The organism is Sphingobium sp. (assembly GCF_032153725.1).
Lineage (GTDB): Bacteria > Pseudomonadota > Alphaproteobacteria > Sphingomonadales > Sphingomonadaceae > Sphingobium.
In genome coordinates this window covers 24,832-41,656 of the sequence record NZ_JALDYQ010000002.1, presented here as the reverse complement: position 1 = coordinate 41,656, position 16,825 = coordinate 24,832, and the positions used below count along the sequence as shown (strand labels likewise).

Annotated in this window: 16 protein-coding genes and 2 riboswitches; of the genes, 1 reads left to right on the top strand and 15 read right to left on the bottom strand. The window is 66.4% G+C overall.

What is annotated here, in order from left to right:
- From RUH75_RS01155 to cbiE, 4 genes are read right to left on the bottom strand one after another with little or no spacing between them, the layout of a single operon-like run.
- A complete protein-coding gene (locus RUH75_RS01155) occupies positions 1-1,314 on the bottom strand; it encodes a cobyrinate a,c-diamide synthase (protein ID WP_313801330.1) in 1,314 nt (437 codons plus the stop codon).
- Entirely contained in the window at positions 1,311-2,093 is a 783-nt protein-coding gene (cobM, locus tag RUH75_RS01150) for a precorrin-4 C(11)-methyltransferase (protein ID WP_313801328.1), read from the bottom strand. Before cobM ends, RUH75_RS01155 begins: the two co-directional genes overlap by 4 nt.
- Entirely contained in the window at positions 2,090-2,470 is a 381-nt protein-coding gene (locus RUH75_RS01145; RefSeq protein ID WP_409592304.1) for a cobalamin biosynthesis protein, read from the bottom strand. The genes cobM and RUH75_RS01145 overlap by 4 nt, the downstream gene beginning before the upstream one ends.
- Positions 2,452-3,660 (bottom strand): precorrin-6y C5,15-methyltransferase (decarboxylating) subunit CbiE, encoded by a 1,209-nt coding sequence (gene cbiE / locus RUH75_RS01140; protein ID WP_313801326.1) that lies wholly within the window; start codon positions 3,658-3,660, stop codon positions 2,452-2,454. The genes RUH75_RS01145 and cbiE overlap by 19 nt, the downstream gene beginning before the upstream one ends.
- Here cbiE and RUH75_RS01135 point away from each other — a divergent pair.
- Positions 3,659-4,408, top strand: coding sequence for a cobalt-precorrin-6A reductase (locus tag RUH75_RS01135; RefSeq protein ID WP_313801562.1), 750 nt, complete (start codon positions 3,659-3,661; stop codon positions 4,406-4,408). The genes cbiE and RUH75_RS01135 overlap by 2 nt on opposite strands.
- Here RUH75_RS01135 and cobJ read toward each other — a convergent pair.
- From cobJ to RUH75_RS01080, 11 genes are all read right to left on the bottom strand, one after another.
- Positions 4,384-5,133: a precorrin-3B C(17)-methyltransferase gene (gene cobJ, locus RUH75_RS01130; protein ID WP_313801324.1), complete on the bottom strand. Its 750-nt coding sequence runs from the start codon at positions 5,131-5,133 to the stop codon at positions 4,384-4,386. The genes RUH75_RS01135 and cobJ overlap by 25 nt on opposite strands.
- Positions 5,130-5,849 carry a precorrin-2 C(20)-methyltransferase gene (gene cobI / locus RUH75_RS01125; RefSeq protein WP_313801322.1) on the bottom strand — a complete coding sequence of 240 codons (720 nt, stop codon included), beginning with the start codon at positions 5,847-5,849 and terminating at the stop codon, positions 5,130-5,132. Before cobI ends, cobJ begins: the two co-directional genes overlap by 4 nt.
- Positions 5,846-6,475, bottom strand: coding sequence for a precorrin-8X methylmutase (locus tag RUH75_RS01120; RefSeq protein WP_313801320.1), 630 nt, complete (start codon positions 6,473-6,475; stop codon positions 5,846-5,848). The genes cobI and RUH75_RS01120 overlap by 4 nt, the downstream gene beginning before the upstream one ends.
- A complete protein-coding gene (locus tag RUH75_RS01115; RefSeq protein ID WP_313801560.1) occupies positions 6,475-7,539 on the bottom strand; it encodes a cobalamin biosynthesis protein CobG in 1,065 nt (354 codons plus the stop codon). The genes RUH75_RS01120 and RUH75_RS01115 overlap by 1 nt, the downstream gene beginning before the upstream one ends.
- Before the next feature lie 171 nt (positions 7,540-7,710).
- A riboswitch (cobalamin riboswitch) is annotated at positions 7,711-7,938 on the bottom strand.
- Positions 7,939-8,037: 99 nt separating this feature from the next.
- Positions 8,038-8,646 (bottom strand): 5,6-dimethylbenzimidazole synthase, encoded by a 609-nt coding sequence (gene bluB / locus RUH75_RS01110; RefSeq protein ID WP_313801558.1) that lies wholly within the window; start codon positions 8,644-8,646, stop codon positions 8,038-8,040.
- 17 nt (positions 8,647-8,663) lie between these two features.
- A complete protein-coding gene (gene cobO / locus RUH75_RS01105) occupies positions 8,664-9,269 on the bottom strand; it encodes a cob(I)yrinic acid a,c-diamide adenosyltransferase (protein ID WP_313801318.1) in 606 nt (201 codons plus the stop codon).
- Positions 9,266-12,988, bottom strand: a complete 3,723-nt coding sequence (gene cobN / locus RUH75_RS01100; protein WP_313801316.1) for a cobaltochelatase subunit CobN — start codon at positions 12,986-12,988, stop codon at positions 9,266-9,268. Before cobN ends, cobO begins: the two co-directional genes overlap by 4 nt.
- On the bottom strand, positions 12,988-14,031 hold the full coding sequence (gene cobW / locus RUH75_RS01095; RefSeq protein ID WP_313801556.1) for a cobalamin biosynthesis protein CobW: 1,044 nt from the start codon (positions 14,029-14,031) through the stop codon (positions 12,988-12,990). Before cobW ends, cobN begins: the two co-directional genes overlap by 1 nt.
- A gap of 14 nt (positions 14,032-14,045) precedes the next feature.
- Entirely contained in the window at positions 14,046-15,134 is a 1,089-nt protein-coding gene (locus RUH75_RS01090; RefSeq protein WP_313801314.1) for a HoxN/HupN/NixA family nickel/cobalt transporter, read from the bottom strand.
- 152 nt (positions 15,135-15,286) lie between these two features.
- Positions 15,287-15,515, bottom strand: a riboswitch (cobalamin riboswitch).
- A gap of 111 nt (positions 15,516-15,626) precedes the next feature.
- Positions 15,627-15,869 (bottom strand): hypothetical protein, encoded by a 243-nt coding sequence (locus RUH75_RS01085; RefSeq protein WP_313801312.1) that lies wholly within the window; start codon positions 15,867-15,869, stop codon positions 15,627-15,629.
- Positions 15,870-15,891: 22 nt separating this feature from the next.
- Entirely contained in the window at positions 15,892-16,815 is a 924-nt protein-coding gene (locus RUH75_RS01080) for a formylglycine-generating enzyme family protein (protein WP_313801554.1), read from the bottom strand.
- Positions 16,816-16,825 lie beyond the last annotated feature (10 nt).

Sequence of the window (16,825 nt, the reverse complement as noted above, 5' to 3'; positions counted from 1 at the left end):
TCAGGCTTCCGATGCGGGCGCGATGAGATGGAAGAAGCTGCCGGTGACGAGGCCGCGATGCGATCCGGTCGATGCGATGTCATTGCCCTCGGCATCGGTGACGCTCGCAAGCGGGCTGTCGGGCTGTTCGACGATGGTGGAATAGTGAAATTCATGGCCGTTCAGCACGGCGCCGGAGGGCATGCCGCCCATGGGCGCGAGCAGGCGTGCCCGGCGATAGCCGAGATGCAGGCGGCGATCCGCGAAGCTGGTGACGAGGCCCAGCAAACCTGCCATGGCATGGCCCCGACCCTGCGCATCGATCAGTGCTTGCCCCAGCACCATATAGCCGCCGCATTCGCCATGCACGGCCCGGTTCTGGGCATGGCGGCGCAGGCCTGACAGGAAATGGCTTGCTCGGGCGATGCGGGCCGCGTGCAATTCGGGATAGCCGCCGGGAAGCCAGACCATGTCGGCATCGGCCGCGGGTGCTTCGTCCGCCAACGGCGAGAAGGGCAGGATTTCAGCGCCGGCGGCTCGCCAGTCCGTCAGAAGATGCGCATAGGTGAAGGAAAATGCCTGATCCTGTGCGATCGCGATACGCTGGCCCGGAGGGCGAATGCGGGCCGATCCATGTTCATAGGGCGTGGCTGCACCCGCTGCCCGGCGGATCGCGTTCAGGTCCACATGGGCAGTGATGAAGTCGGCCATGCGGTCGATCGTCCCATTGAGATCGGCCTGTTCGGACGCTTGAATCAGGCCGAGATGGCGCCCCGGCAAGCCAAGTTCCGTGGAGCGCGGGATGGCGCCAAGCACGGGGATGCCTGCCTCTGCCATCGCTGCGCGGATCAGCCGATCATGGCGCTCGCTGGCAACCCGGTTCAGGATCACGCCCGCCATGGCGATGCCGGGGCGCAGGCTGCGAAAGCCGCTGGCGATCGCTGCGGCGGACTGACTCTGTCCTGAAACGTCCATGACGAGGATGACCGGCCAGCCGAAATGGGCGGCGATGTCGGCGCTGGAGCCAGTGCCGGTTTCGCCTCTGGCCGGGGCGCCGTCGAACAAGCCCATCACGCCTTCCGCGAGGACAAGGTCGGCTTCCCGCGCTTGGGCAGCGGTGGCGGATATCCGCGCGCGGGACATGGCCCAGCTGTCGAGATTGAAGGAGGCGCGCCCGGCGGCGGCCTGTTGAAAGGCGGGATCGATATAGTCGGGGCCGGACTTGAAGGGCTGGACGCGCAGGCCCACGCGGGTGAAGGCGCGCAACAGGCCCAGCGTCACGGTCGTCTTGCCCGATCCGGAACGGGGCGCGGCGATGAGAAGGCCGGGCGTCACGGCTTGCCGATGAAGACGGAGTCGGCGCTGGCCGGGCGGAAGCGGCGGTCATAGCCGGGGGCGTAGAGGCTGCTTTCGGCGAAATCCTCACCCCCCAGAACCGGGCCGACCAGAATGAGCGCGGTGCGTTCTGGCCCCTGTGCGGCGGCCTGTTCGATCGTGCCGAGCGTCGCCCGAACGATCTGCTGGTCGGGCCAGCTGGCGCGCCAGACGACCGCCACAGGGCAATCGGCGCCGTAAAGGGGGACGAGGTCGGCCACGACCTGCGCCAGATTGTGGATCGACAGATGGATGGCGAGCGTGGCGCCGGTCGCCCCGAAGGCGGTCAGGCTTTCACGCGGCGGCATGGTGCTGGCACGACCGGGCGTCCGGGTGAGGATGAGCGACTGGCCCAGTTCCGGCAGGGTCAGTTCAGCGCCGATCGCGGCGGCGGCGGCGGCGAAGGCGGGGACGCCGGGCGTGATGCTGGTCGGGATGGAGAGCGCTTTCAGGCGCCGAAGCTGCTCGCCCATGGCCGACCAGATCGACAGGTCGCCGGAATGAAGGCGAGCGACGTCGTCGCCCGCGACATGGGCTTCAGCCATGACGGCGATGATCTCGTCGAGCGTCAGCGGCGCGGTGTTCACGATCCGCGCCCCGGGGGGACAGTGATCCAGCAACGCCGCGGGGACGAGCGATCCGGCGTAGAGGCAGACCGGGCAGCTGGTGATCAGATCGCGGCCGCGCAGCGTGATGAGGTCGGGCGCGCCGGGGCCGGCGCCAATGAAATGGATGGTCACGGAATGGGGCTTTCGGCAAGGGCGCAACTCGCCAGGCGATCGGACGAGAGGGAGCGTGGGGCGAGAAGACGGGCGGGATGAGCCACCGCCGCGAGCGCGCTGGCTTCGGCCACGCTGCCGGCGCCGTAGCGGGCGACGCTGGCGGGAGAATGGGTGAGGGTGGGTTGGCCCGCCAATGGGGCCGCCGCGACAGGGATGAGAGGCAAGGCAAGTTTACGGGCCAGCGGCGCAAGCTGCTGCGTCTTGTTTTCCACCGTGGCGAGCGCATCGACCATGATTCCGCCCTTCGTGGCCTTTGCCAGCGCGGATTCCAGAGAGGCGAGGGAGGCGCTCTGGCGGAAACCGAAACCCGCGATGATCACAATATCAGGCTCCATTGCACCAGCGGATAGGCGGAACGCCAGCCGCGCCGGGAGCCGAGAGGGGCGGCTTGCGCAAGTTCGATGCGGAGCAGATCGCCGCCCTTGCTGCCGTGCCATTGGAACAACAGGGCTTCGGATTCCAGCGTCACGGCGTTGGCGACCAGACGGGTCGGACCGCCGGGCAGGGCGAACAGGGCCTCCAGCAGGGTCTGGCTGAGGCCCCCGCCGATGAAGACGGCGTCGGGACGGGTCCGGCCTGCGAGGATTTCCGGCGCCTTGCCTTCGATCACGCTCAGGCGGTCTGCGCCGAGGGACAGGGCATTGGCGCGGGCGCGGGCGGCGCGCTGCGGATCGGCTTCGAAGGCAAGCGCATGGGTCGAAGGATGGGCCAGCAGCCATTCTATCGCGATCGAGCCGGAGCCGGTGCCGATATCCCACAGGGTTTCGCCGGGCCGGGGGGCCAGCGCGGACAGGGTCAGGGCGCGGGCGGGGCGCTTGGTGATCTGGCCGTCATGGTCGAACCAGTCATCGGCCAGGCCGCTTGAGCGGGGGAGCGTCCTGCCGTCGCCCGCCACCGACAGGCCGACCGCGACCGGATGGGCAATATCGTCAAGGTCCCATGCGTCCGCACGGCTCCGGCGAATCCGCTCGCGCGGGCCGCCAATTGCTTCCAGCACATGCAGGGTAGAGGGGCCGAAGCCCTGTCCTGTCAGATAGGCGGCAAGCGCGTTCACCGCCGGGCCGTCGCGCAGCAGCAGGATGGCGCGGCGGCCGGGAACAAGGCTGGGCCGTAGTCGCGTCAGCGGAGCGGCATGGAGCCCGTGGCATTCCGTATCCTGAAGCGGCCAGCCCAGCCGCGCGGCAACGAGGGCGAAGGTGGACGGCGCGGGATGCGCGGTCCATTCCTGCGGGTTCAGATGCCGGGAAATACTGGCGCCGGCGCCGAACCAGAAAGGATCTCCGGAAGCCAGCATGACGGTGGGCTCGCCCCGTCGGGCCAGCAGCGCCTGAACGCCGTCGTCAAACGGGACTGGCCAGCTGAGGGTTTCGGCCCTAAGGCCGGGCAGCAGCGCGAGGTGGCGCGGCGCTCCGGCAATGAGCGTGGCTTCCTCCAGCGCGGCGCGGGCGGCGGTGGACAGGCCATCCAGGCCATCTTCCCCGATCCCGATGATCGTCAGCCATGGACCGTCAGGAGTAGCGGGCATTTCCCATATCCTCATATTGGGCGGAACGACCGAAGCCAGCGCGCTCGCCGTGGCGCTGGCCGAGCGGGGGGAGCGCGCGATATTGAGTTATGCGGGCCGCACGGACAGGCCACGGTCGCAGCCGGTGCCGGTGCGCATCGGCGGCTTTGGCGGCGTCGCTGGCCTGGCCGCCTGGCTGCGGGACGAAGGCGTCACCCATTTGGTCGATGCGACCCACCCCTTCGCCGCGACGATGAGCGGGCATGCCGTCGAAGCGGCGGAACGGGCCGGAGTGCGGCATATCATGCTGACGCGGCCCCCCTGGGTGGCGGGGGAGGGGGATCGCTGGATCCATGTGCCGGATGTGACGGGAGCGGTTGCCGCGCTGGAGGGGCCGCCCCGTAATGTGATGCTGGCGCTGGGACGGATGCATGTGGAGGCTTTCGCCGCCCAGCCGCAGCATCATTATCTGCTGCGTTTCGTCGATGCGCCCGCGCTTGCGCCGGGGTTGCCGCGTCACAGCCTTGTCATCGACCGTGGCCCTTTCACGGTCGAGGGCGACATGAGGCTGATGCGCGAGCATGCCATTGGCTGCGTCGTTTCCAAAAATGCGGGCGGCAGCGGCGCCGAAGCCAAGCTCATCGCGGCGCGTGGGCTGGGCCTGCCGGTCGTGATGATCGATAGGCCGCCTTGCCCCGCCGCGCGGGTCACGCATGCTGTTGCCGGGGTGCTGGAATGGCTGGGTCATTCGGCGCTGCGCGGCGTGTAGAGTATCGGCTGGCCGGGACGATCGATCAGGCGGGTCCGGCTGGAGCCGAGGATGACCATGGTGCGCATGTCGGCCATGTCCGGGGTGGCCCGGCCCAGGGGGACGATGAGCAGGCTTTCCTCCGGCGTGGAGACGGCGCGGGCGAAGAGGATCAAGCGATCCTCGCCGCATTCCTCGCGCAATATGTCCAATGCGCGCGCGAAGCCGTCGGGGCGCGACCTTGAGCGCGGATTGTAGAAGGCCATGGCGAAATCCGCCTGAGCCGCGAGGCGGAGCCGACGCTCTATGAGGGGCCAGGGTTTGAGATTGTCGGACAGGTTGATGACGCAGAAATCATGGCCCAGCGGCGCGCCTGCCCTGGCGGCGGCGGCAAGCATGGCGGTGATGCCGGGCAGGACCCGGATATCCAGCGCGCGCCATTCTGCGTTTCCGGCCTCCAGCGCTTCGAACAGGGCGGAAGCCATGGCGAATATGCCGGGGTCGCCGGAGGAAACGACCACGACCTTCTTCCCTTCGGCGGCAAGCATCAGGGCATGAGTAGCACGGTCCAGCTCGACGCGATTGTCCGATGCGTGGAGCGTCAGGCCGGGCCGTTCGGTGATGCGGGCGACATAGGGGATATAGCCGATGATGTCGGTCGCCTCCGCCAGCGCGTCCGATACCTCCGGCGTGATGAGCGCATCCGATCCGGGACCGAGGCCCGCTATGGCGACCCAGCCGGTCACGGGCGGCGGCCCTGCCCGTGGATCAGCAGGATCGAGAAATAGGCGGTGACGTCGGTTGCTTCATGCAGGGGCGTGATGCGCTGGTCGGCCATGGTCGCATATTCCACCAGCCAGGCGCAGTCCTGCCTGCCCGCGGCCTCGACGGCGCGGCGGAGCTTGGGAAGGTTGCGGCCGATCTTCATGACGACCAATGCATTGGTGTCGTGGATGCGGCGGACCAGTTCCTCTTCCGGCAAAGTCGCCATCAGGACCGTCAGCACATCGTCGCCCCAGCTGATCGGCGTGCCGCTGGCGGTCCAGGCGCCCGACATGCCGGTGATGCCGGGAACGATTTCCACCGGCGCGGCGAGGCGGCTGTGCAGGTGCATGAAGCTGCCGTAGAAGAACGGATCGCCTTCGCAGAGGATGACGATTTCCTCCCCGGATGCGGACAGGCCGTCCAGATGGGCGGTGCAGTCGGCGTAAAAGGCGGCCAGCAGCTGGTTATAGCGGGGGTCCGCCAAGGGGATTTCCGTCGTCACCGGATATTCCATGGGAAATTCAATCACGTCGTCGCGCAACATGCCATCGACCATGCGGCGGGCATGGCCCGGCTTTCCCCGTTTGCGGAAATAGGCCACATGGCGGGCGCCGCGGATCAACCGGTCGGCGCGGACGCTCATCAGGTCCTGCGCGCCCGGACCCAGGCCTACGCCGTGGATGGTGCCGATGGTCATTCCGCTGCGCTCGCTACCGCATTGATCGCCGCGACCGTGATGGCGCTGCCGCCCAGGCGGCCCTCCACGATGCAGCAGGGGACGGGCTGGCTCTGCCAGAGGGCGTCTTTCGATTCCGTCGCCCCGACGAAGCCGACCGGGCAGCCGATGATGGCCGCCGGGCGGGGGCAGGCCGGGTCTTCCAGCATGTCGAGCAAGTGGAAGAGAGCTGTGGGCGCGTTTCCGACCGCGACCAGTGCGCCTGCAAGATGCGGACGCCAAAGCTCCAGCGCGGCGGCGGAGCGGGTGTTCGACATGCGCGCTGCCAGGGCGGGAACCTGCGGATCGTTCAGGGTGCAGAGGATCGGGTTACCGGCGGGCAGGCGTTTGCGGGTGATGCCTTCCGACACCATGCGCGCGTCGCACAGGATCGGCGCGCCTGATTCCAGCGCGGCGATGGCTGCGATGGCGAAGGTGGAGGAAAAGCGGATCTGGGGGGCGAGCGCCACCAGTCCCGCCGCGTGGATCATGCGAACGGCGATGCGTTCCTCCTCCACGGAGAAATGGGCAAGATCGGCTTCGGCGCGGATCGTGCGGAAGGATTCCCGGTAGATGGCCGCGCCATCGGTTTCGTAGATATGAGGCATCAGGATTTTCCGAGGAGAGCGAGGATCTGGTCGGGCGTGAGTCCGGCCGTTTCGGGAGGCGATCCGGCGCAGGCCTTGCGCGCAAGGTCGAAGCGGCCGTCCTGTCCGGTCAGGACGATGTCGGCGGGCTTTGGCCGGGCACAGCCCTTGGCGCAGCCGGAAAGGTGCAACGCGCCTTCGACAAGCGGCGCGAGGCGGGCGGCAAGGTCGCGCGTGGCGACGCTCGCCTGCGGGCAGGCCGGTGCGCCGGGGCAGGCGTCGACGCGCAGTAGCGGGTCCGAAAGGGCGTGGCCGGGGTTTGCCAGCCCGCCTTCCAGGATCAGGCCGCGCCATGGGGTGAGGCGTAGCGCGGTCACACCCGGCTGTTCGGTCAGGGCCGCCAGGCTGTCTGCATCGAGCTGGCCGAAGGCAATGCCGTGAAAAGGGCCGGGGGCTTGCGCCAGCAGCTGTTGCAGCGGGCGGGGCGATGCTGGCGCGACCCCGGAAGTCAGGGGCAGCGGCGCCTTGTGCCGTGCCATGCGCCCTGAGAGGGCGCCCCCCGTGGCGAGAAACCAGCGGGAGAGGGCGATCAGGTCCTGCACGGCTGTTTCGGCGCTGGTCGATGCGCCAAGAGCATGACCTTCCGCGCGAAGCAGCAAGGTGCCGGTTGCGCTGCGTTCGATGCGAAAATCGGCGGGAACATGAGTCAGGCCGGGGGCCGGACCGGCGTCGATGGCGATCCCGATCTTGGCGGGAAGGTCAGGAAGCCGGTCCAGGGCGGCAAGCAGGCTTCGGGCGATATTTTCCGTGTCGTCGCCGGTAGACCAGTCGGGGGTGAGGACCAGATTATGGCGGGTTTCGCGGGCCGGATCGGGATCGGTGAGGTCGAGCGCGATCAACTGTTCGAGCAGTGGGCGGTGGCCGGGTTCCGTCACGCCCCGAATCTGGAGCGCCGCCCGGTTGGTGAGGTCGATGAGGCCATTGCCGTGGCGCCGCGCCGCTTCTGCAAGGCCGGCCGCCTGCGCGATCGTCAGGCGGCCCAGCGGAGGGCGGACGCGCACCAGCAGGCCGTCGCCCGCCATCATCGGACGCCATGCCGTCGGACACCAGCCGCGAAGGGCGGCGGATGACTGGCTCCGGACATCTGGCACTGGTCTTCACCTCCCACGTCGCAACGATGACTGGAAAATGCTTCCCCAGCCGCCTGTCGTCGCCCGTGCGGAGAACCGAGCCGTGACCATCCCCTGGACCATGGCTAGAGCGACCTTTGCGTTGGCAGGTCTCCTGGCTTGCGGGTCATAGCGTTGGCAGGGGGCCTTCCCGGATCGCTCCAGTGGCTGGCCTCCCCGGATGACGGGGGTGGCCTGTCCTTGCCTTGCTCGCCGCTCACAGTTGCAGGGACAGCCACGGATTAGGGAGTCTCCTCCCGCACCGCGTTCCCATTTAAGCCCTTTTTTGAGGGCACCGACGCGATCGATGGAACAGGCATCAGCCTGCTCCGGTGCGCTTCATACGTGGAGAGAGGGGGAAAGGGAAGCGGGAGAATCCACTCCCCTCCCGCTGGCGGGAGGAAGAACCTGTCTTCAGCGGGTCACGATCGTGGAATGCCAGTCGGTGCGGTGCTCCCAGCCGCGCCGTTCCAGCTCCGGCGTCGCTTCCTCGCTCACTGGATAGCCCAGGCACAGCAGACCGAGGCAGCGCCAGTTGTCCGGGATGGCGAGCAGCGCGTCGACGGTGGGGCGATCCAGGATCGATACCCAGCCCAGCCCAATGCCCCGCGTGCGGGCGGCAAGCCAAAGGGTGTGGATCGCCATCACGCAGCTATAGCGGCGCGCTTCCGGCATGGTGATGGCGCCCAGCTTGTGACCGGTTTCGGTGCCTTCATCGCAATAGACGGCGAACAGCACCGGCGCTTCGCGTAGGCCGTGGAGTTTCAGGCTGCGGTAGAGCCGGTCCTCATCGCCGTTATAGATGTTTCCCGCGCTGGCGACCTGATCGTCGACATGGCTCGCCAGTCGTTCGCGCAATCCGGGCGTTTCGATCCGCACGAAACGCCACGGCTGGGACAGGCCTACCGACGGCGCGCTGTGGGCAAGGGCGAGCAGGCGCTCGACCTCCTGCTCGTCCAGCGGATCGCAGCGGAAATGGCGCACGTCGCGGCGGGAATGGACCAGTTCCTCGAAGGCGGCGATATCGAAAATGGTGTGAGTCAGAATTCAATTCCTGCCTGAGCCTTCACGCCGCTGCGGAAAGGGTGTTTCACAAGGGTCATTTCGGTGACGAGATCCGCCGCCTCGATCAACGCTTCGGGCGCGTTGCGACCGGTGATGAGGACATGCTTCATCTCGTCACGGGCGATCACGGCCTCCAGCACCTCTTCCAGCGGCAGATAGTCGTAGCGCAGCACGATATTAAGCTCATCGGCAAGGACCATATCATAGGCCGGATCGGCGATCATGCGTTTGACCTCATCCCATGCTTCGCGGGCAAGGGCAATGTCCCGTGTCCTGTCCTGCGTGTTCCAGGTGAAGCCTTCGCCCATGGGCTTGAATTCGACATTGTCGGGAAACGCGTCGAACACCCCTTTTTCTCCCGTGGTCATGGCCCCCTTCACGAACTGGACCACGCCGACCTTCCTGCCATGGCCGATGGCGCGGACCACCATGCCCAGCGCGGCGGTCGTCTTGCCCTTGCCCTTGCCGGTGTGGACGATCAGCAGGCCCTTTTCCCGGGTCTTGGTCGCCATGATCCTGTCATGGACGGCCTGCTTCTTCTTCATTTTCTCGGCATGTTGTTCGGGGGTGCGTTCGATCATGGCTGAACTTCCTTGAGTTGGGAGAGGAGCATGGCGGCGCTGTTCGACCTGGGTTTCCACAAGCGCCGGTCGAGCGCTTCGTGGAGGCGGGCGGCGGTTTCGCGCAGCGCGGCGGGATTGGCCTGCGCCATGAAGGCGCGGACGGTTTCATCCTCGATGAAGGCGGCGTGGACGGCGTCGAAATGATGGTCCTTCACCGCATGGGTCGTGGCCGCGAAGGCGAAAAGATAATCGACCGAGGCGGCGATTTCGAACGCGCCCTTGTAGCCGTGACGCATCATGCCCGCGATCCATTTGGGGTTGGTGACTCGCGCGCGGACGACGCGGCCGATCTCATCCTCCAGCGTGCGGATGACGGGGCGCTCGGGGCGGCTGTGGTCATTATGGTAGCTGAGCGGCTTCCTGCCCGAAAGATGTTCGACGGCGGCGGCTATTCCACCCTCGAACTGGTAATAATCGTCGCTGTCGAGCAGGTCATGCTCGCGATTGTCCTGATTCTGGATGAGGGCGTCCGCCTGCGTCAGGCGTTCCGCGAAAAGGCTGCGCTCGGCCTCACCCTCGATGCCGCTGCCATAGGCATAGCTGCCCCAATCCAGATAGACGTTCGCAAGGTCGGCGCGGTCGTGCCAGATGCGTTCGTCGATCATCGCTTGCAGGCCGGCGCCATAGGCTCCCGGCTTTGAACCGAAAACGCGGGTGCCGGCGCGGCGACGGGCGGCGGTTTCGGGGGTGCCCTCAGCCATCAGGGTAGCGGTTTCGGCCCGGTGGCGGGCGGCGGCGGGATTGTCCTCCTCCGGCTCGTCAAGGGCCATGACCGCGCGGGCGGCGCTGTCGATGAGGTCGATCTGCTCCGGGAAGGCGTCGCGGAAGAAGCCGGAGACGCGGAACGTCACGTCCACGCGCGGGCGGTTCAGTTCGGCGATCTTCATGACCTCGAAACCGATGACCCGGCCTGAGGCCCAGTCCCAGCGCGGCCGAACGCCCATCAGGGCAAGGGCTTGCGCCATGTCGTCGCCGCCGGTGCGCATATTGGCGGTTCCCCAGGCGGAAAGGGCGATAGCGCGGGGATAGTCGCCCTCGCGCTGGAGATAATCCTGCACGATGAGGTCGGCGGAACGCTGGCCGAGATTCCATGCCGCCACCGTGGGCACGGCGCGGGTATCGACCGAGTAGAAATTGCGCCCGGTGGGAAGAACATCGGGGCGGCCTCTGGTCGGCGCGCCGGAAGGGCCGGGGGGCACGAAATTGCCGTTGAGAGCCTTGAGAAGGGCGGTTCTTTCCGCTTCGCCGCATGCCGCGACGCGTGGCGAAAGGTCGGTTTCGATGCTGTTCAGGACCGCGGCGCTTTGCGGGCCGGGGGCAGGTTCGCCCTTGTCCAGCAGGTGGATGGCGCAGAGTTCGAGCCGTTCCACCGTGTCCCCGGTGGTGCGCCAAGCGGTCTGGGCGAGGGTCCGGAGCATTTCGGGGCGGGGGCCGGTCCAGGGCGTTCCCATGGAGCAGTCGAGCGGGTCGAAATGCAGCGCGAAATCATTGGCCAATGCGCGGAGGAGCGATTGCTGGCCTTCATCGTCCATGCCTCGGGGGCAGCGGGCCAGCGCTATGAGCAGGTCGCGGCGCAGCCCCCCCTGCGGGCTGTGTGTAAAGACATGCAGGCCGTCACGGATCTGCATTTCCTTGAGTTCACACAGATAGTTGTCGATGGCGGCCAAGGCATCGTCTCCGCCACCTTCCGCGCCGGCATCCTTGTCCAGTCCCTGCGCCGCGGCGAGAGCCAATATGTCTTTGCGCAGCGTTTCCAGACGGCGCGGGTCCATGCCGGCGGCGAGATAATATTCGTCGACCAGCGCCTCCAGTTCCTTGAGGGGGCCATAGGTTTCGGCCCGGGTCAGCGGCGGCGTCAGATGGTCGATGATGCAGGCGCCGATGCGGCGCTTGGCCTGGGTGCCTTCGCCGGGATCGTTGACGATGAAGGGATAGATTTGCGGGATCGGCCCGGCGCAGATTTCGGGGAAGCAGCTTTCCGAAAGCGCGATGGCCTTGCCGGGGAGCCATTCCAGATTGCCGTGCTTGCCGACATGGACGACGGCTTGGGCGCCGAATTCCTTGGCCAGCCAGATGTGGAAGGCGAGATAGGCGTGGGGCGGCGGCAGGGCGGGGTCGTGATAGCTGGCCTTCGGATCGATATGGTAGCCGCGCGAGGGCTGGACCGCGATGGCGATGTTGCCGAAGCGATGGACGGGGAGATGAAAGGCGGCGTCGCGCACGAAGGGGTCGGCTTCCGGCGCGCCCCAGCGGACACGGATGGCCTCTTGCGCGGATTGCGGGAGGGCGTTGAAGGCAGTGCGATATGCATCGAGCGAAAGGGAGGCTTCGGTCGGGCGATCAGGAGCGGCGTTGGTGACGCCCGTGGTCATGAGGCGCATCAAGGCCGCGCCGTCGGTCGGCGCATCGGTGGCGGTATAGCCGGACTCCGCCAGCGCCTTCAGAATGGCGGCAGTGCTTGCCGGCGTGTCGAGGCCAACGCCATTGCCGATGCGGCCATCCTTATTGGGATAATTGGCGAGAACCAGCGCGATGCGGCGATCTGCCGCGCTTGTTTTTCGAAGTTTCGACCAATTTACAGCAAGTTCTGAAATGAAGCTGACACGATCTTTCAATATTTGGGGAACGACAATGCTGCATTCGGTGCGCTCGTCGAAGCGGGCGGCGGCCTTGAAGGCAACCGCGCAGGTGATGAGGCGCCCGTCCACTTCGGGCAGGGCTATGTGCATGGCGAGGTCGCGGGGACCAAGGCCGCGGGCGCTCGCTTCCCATGCGCCTTGTTCGGCGCTGGCGAAGATGGTTTGCAGGATCGGGCAATCCGCCTGCTCGAGAATCGAGGGGCTGCGCGGTTCCCCCGGCGCGCTCGCGGCGAAAGCGGTGGCGTTCAGGATGATGTCGGGCGGCACCTCCGCCATCAGGCCTTGCAGATAGTCTCTGGCGAAGGGTTCGCGCAGGGAACGGGCATGGACGGGCAGGACGTTGAGGCCCGCTGCTTCAAGCCCCGCGACCATGGCGTCAACGGCGTCGAGCGTTCCCGCTATCAGCAACGCGCGATAGAAGACGAACAGGGCGATGGGGCGGCCCGTCGTCCAGCGCGTTTTGACCTGATCCAGCGTTGGTCGGTCGATGCCGGGAAGGTAAAGGCCCGCATCAGCGACCGGGACCGGGTCCTCTGGGGCGCCTGCGTCGAAGCCGGCGAGCCGGGCGGCAGTCTTGAGGAAAGCGGTTGCGTTGGGAATGCCGCCCTGACGGAGATAGTCGCGCAGCCGGTCGCAGCTTTCCGGCGACAGGGTGGAGGCGGCGCGCAGATCGGGATCATCCTCGCGGCCATCGGCTATGGCGGCGAAGGCTATGCCCTTCTCCCGCGCAATATTGGCAATTTCATCAATGCCATAGGGCCAATAGCTCTTGCCGCCTAACAGGATCACGCAGACGAATTTGGCGTGGGCGATCACCTTTTCGACATAGAGATCGACCGAATAGGGATGTTTGAGCTGAAGGAGATTGGCGAGGCGGATTTTCGGCGCTGCCTCGCCCAGAGCCGCGGCGGCGCTGGCGAAGCAGGCGAGTTCGCTGTCCGCAACGGTCAGCACGACAATGTCGCCCGGCGATTGGCCAAGGTCGATCGCTTCGTCTCCGTTGGAGACGGTGCCGGGCGTGGCGGTCAGCAGGTGCATCAGGCGGCGACCGCCGATCGGGCGCCCAGGGCCGTTTCGATGGCGGCGCGGTCCAGCCCATGCTGGCCGATCACCACGAGGCGGGACGCGCGCGGCTCGTCCGGCTGCCACTGACGGTCATAATGATGCTGGATGCGCGGGCCGACGGCTTGCACGACCAGACGGGCGGGACGGCCCGCGACCGCAAGGAAGCCCTTCACCCGCAATATGCCGTGCGCCGCGATGGTTTTGTCCAGCGCCGTCAGCAGCGGCTCCGGATTGCCCTGTTCGCCCAGATCGACGATGAAGCTTTCGAAATCGTCATGGTCGTGATCCTCCTCATTATCGTGATGGGAGGGACGGGCGTCGATCTTGTCCTCCACCCCGGCGTCGAGGCCGAGCAGGACCGCAGGGTCGATTTCGCCTTTGGCGGTGCGGATGATGGTGACGCCGGGACGGATTTCCTCAGCAAGGTCCCGTTCCAGTCCCGCGAGCGTGTCGGCGTCGACCAGATCGGTCTTGTTGAGCAGGACGAGGTCGGCGCAGGCGAGCTGGTCTTCGAACAATTCTTCGATTGGGCTGTCATGGTCCAGCGTCGGATCGGCGGCGCGGGCGGCGGCCAGCGCGGCTTCGTCATGGGCGAAACGGCCCGCCGCCAGCGCATCGGCGTCGACCAGGGCGATCACGCCGTCCACCGTGGCGCGGGTCCGGATGTCGGGCCACTGGAAAGCTTTCACCAGTGGCTTGGGCAAAGCGAGGCCGGAGGTTTCGATGATGATGTGATCGGGCGGCGTCGGGCGGTCGAGCAGGCGCTGCATGGTCGGCAGGAAATCATCAGCCACGGTGCAGCAGATGCAACCGTTCGCCAGTTCGATGATGTCCTCGTCCGGGCAGCTTTCATCGCCGCAGCCTTTGACCAGCGCGCCATCGACGCCGACATCGCCAAACTCGTTGATGATGAGGGCGAGGCGGCGGCCTCCCGCATTTTCGATGAGGTGGCGGATCAGCGTGGTCTTCCCGGCGCCGAGAAAGCCGGTGATGACGGTGGCGGGAACCTTGCTCAGGGTAATTGGGGGGCTCATGCGGGATTTCCTTGGGGTTGGTGGCTGGCAATGGAGGCGACTTCGATCTCGTCAAAGCCCTTCCAGCGGTAGATGGCCCAGCTCGCCAGCCAGCAGGCGGCGAACAGGCCGACGATGAAGAAGCCGAGGCTGTTGAAATGTTCGCCCAGATCGGTGGCGACGGCCCAGATGCCGCCGGTCAGGCCCAGCTTGTCGCCCAGTAGCGCGGCCGCCTCGATCCCGCCGATCAGCAGAGCGACCAGAGCGGACACCAGCGTGATGGTGATGTTGTAATAGAGTTTGCGGATCGGCTTCACGAAAGCCCACTGATAGGCGCCCATCATCAGCGCGCCGTCCGCCGTGTCGATCAGCGCCATGCCAACGGCGAACAGCAGCGGGAAGATAAGGACCGTCGAGATCGAAAGCCCGCTCGCCGCCTGGCCCGCGGAGAGGCCGAGAATGGCGACTTCCGTCGCGGTGTCGAAGCCGAGGCCGAAGAGAAAGCCGAGCGGCGCCATGTGCCAGCTGCGCCTCACCAGCCGGAAAAGCGGGCGGAAGATGCGAGCGAGGAAACCTCGGGAACCGAGAAGAATGTCCATATCTTCATCAATATAGGAACCACCATTGCGAACATGGTTGAATGTCTTCAGAACCGATCTCAGGATGATCAGGTTCATCGCCGCGATGGTGAAGAGGAAGGTCGCCGAAACGATCGTCGCAATGGTGCCGCCGATCGCGCCCATGGCCTCCACGCGACTCAGTGCGTTGGCGGCGATGGCGATGGCGACGGCCGCGATCAGGACAATGCCGCTATGCCCGACGGCAAACCAGAGGCCGACGGTCAGCGGGCGCTGGCCGTCCTGCATCAGCTTGCGGGTCACATTGTCGATGGCGGCGATATGGTCGGCGTCCACGGCATGGCGCAGGCCCAGGCTCCAGGCGAGCAGCGCCGTGCCCAGCATCATGCTGTTGCCCGCGAACAGGGCAAAAGCCCAGGCCCAGGCGGCCAGATTGGCGGCGATCAGCGTGGCGAACATGGTCGTCGCGCGGCGTCGGAGCAGGCCCGTCGATTCTACCGGACAGGCCGGCACATTGGAAACAGTCATCAGGGTCGTCCCCCGTCGGCGTCAGCGAAACCGGACGGGATCTGCCTTCATGCCGGACGGACGCGCCAGCGCCCGGCATGCGGACAGCAGCTCCCGCTGCGTAAGCGTCGCTCAGACGGAGTACCGTGCCACGGCCATCCCCTGGACCAAGGCAAGAGCGACCAGACGCAGGCAGGTTTCCTGGCTCACGGGTCGCAGCTCGGCGCATGGCCTTCCCAGGCCTCGCAGGATTTAGCGTCCGGCCCAGTGGCTGATCCTCCGGCGGTCCGAAGAATCGATATGCGTCTCGCTCACCGCTTACAGTTGCAGGGACAGCTGCGGATTCATCACCGCATTCCCTATTAAGCCCCTTGACGGGGCACCGGCGCGATCAGTGAAAGCCGGTCAAGACCGGCTTTCATGGGCGTGCATAGAGATTGGGAAGGGGAATGGGAAGGGGGTGCTTGCCGGTGCGCGAAAGGTGGCGTCAGTCAACGCAGGATCGGCGGGTTATCAATGCACCTCCGCCCGGAGCCGGTCGACCAGCTTCTCGATCTCCCAGGGCTCCAGCACCCAGGTTCGCGTCTTCCGGCCTTCGCGGTGGACCGGCTGGGTCAGCAGGATGCGCGCCTGTTCCCTTGCATGAGGCTTGAAGATCGCGAAATGCTGGGCGCAATCGCGGATCGTGCCGATGATCGGCGCCTTGCCGTCAAGGTCGATCATGGTGGCAGGCTGGTCCCAGGGGATATGGAGCATGGCGTCTTCCTGTTCTTGAAATTCAGCGTTCCGGTTCGCGAATGATGCAGCGGAAACCGATATGGCTGGTGGAACTGTCCACCGCCTGCGGATGGCGGGCGGCGGGGCGATAGCGCTGGCAATAGCTTGGCGCGCAGAGATGGGAACCGCCCTTCAGCACCTTCCGCGCGATCGGCGCATGGGGCATGGCGGGGTCCAGGCTTTCCCTTCGCGTGCCGCCCCGCGGGTTGGAGGGGATGCAGCAGCTTCCTTTCGCCTTGCGCTCGACCCTGGGCTGGGCGAACCAGTCGGTCGTCCATTCCCAGACATTGCCGATCATGTCGTACAGGCCATAGCCGTTGGGCGCATAGCTGCGGACCGGCGAGGTGCGTTCATAGCCGTCCTCCAGCAAATTGCTGTAGGGGAACATGCCTTGCCAGTAGTTGGCGAACATCGCTCCGCCAGGCGCCAGTTCGTCGCCCCAGGCATAGTCCGCGCCGTCCAGCCCACCTCGCGCGGCAAATTCCCATTCCGCTTCGGTTGGCAGCGCCTTTCCCGCCCATTTGGCATAGGCCTGCGCATCCTGAAACACCATGTGGACCACGGGATGGTCCCAAAGTTCGTCCAGATTACTGTCGGGGCCATGGGGATGGCGCCAGTCCGTGCCGAAGCTGAAATGCCACCACTGGCTGAAATCGCCAAGGTCGACCGGCATCGCGGTGCGTTGAAACAGCAGCGAACCGGCCCGCGCCATTTCCTGGGGCATGCCGGGATAATCCTTGGGATCGGGCGCGATCTCGGCAAAGCTGTGATAGCCGGTGGCATCGACAAACTCCGCGAACTGCCGGTTGGTGACGGGCGTTTCGTCGATCCAGAAACTGTCCACCCGCACCTGCCGCACCGGGGCTTCTTCGGGATAGAAGCGCTCTGATCCCATGGCGAAGGCGCCGCCTTCGATAAAGCGCATCTCTTGCGCA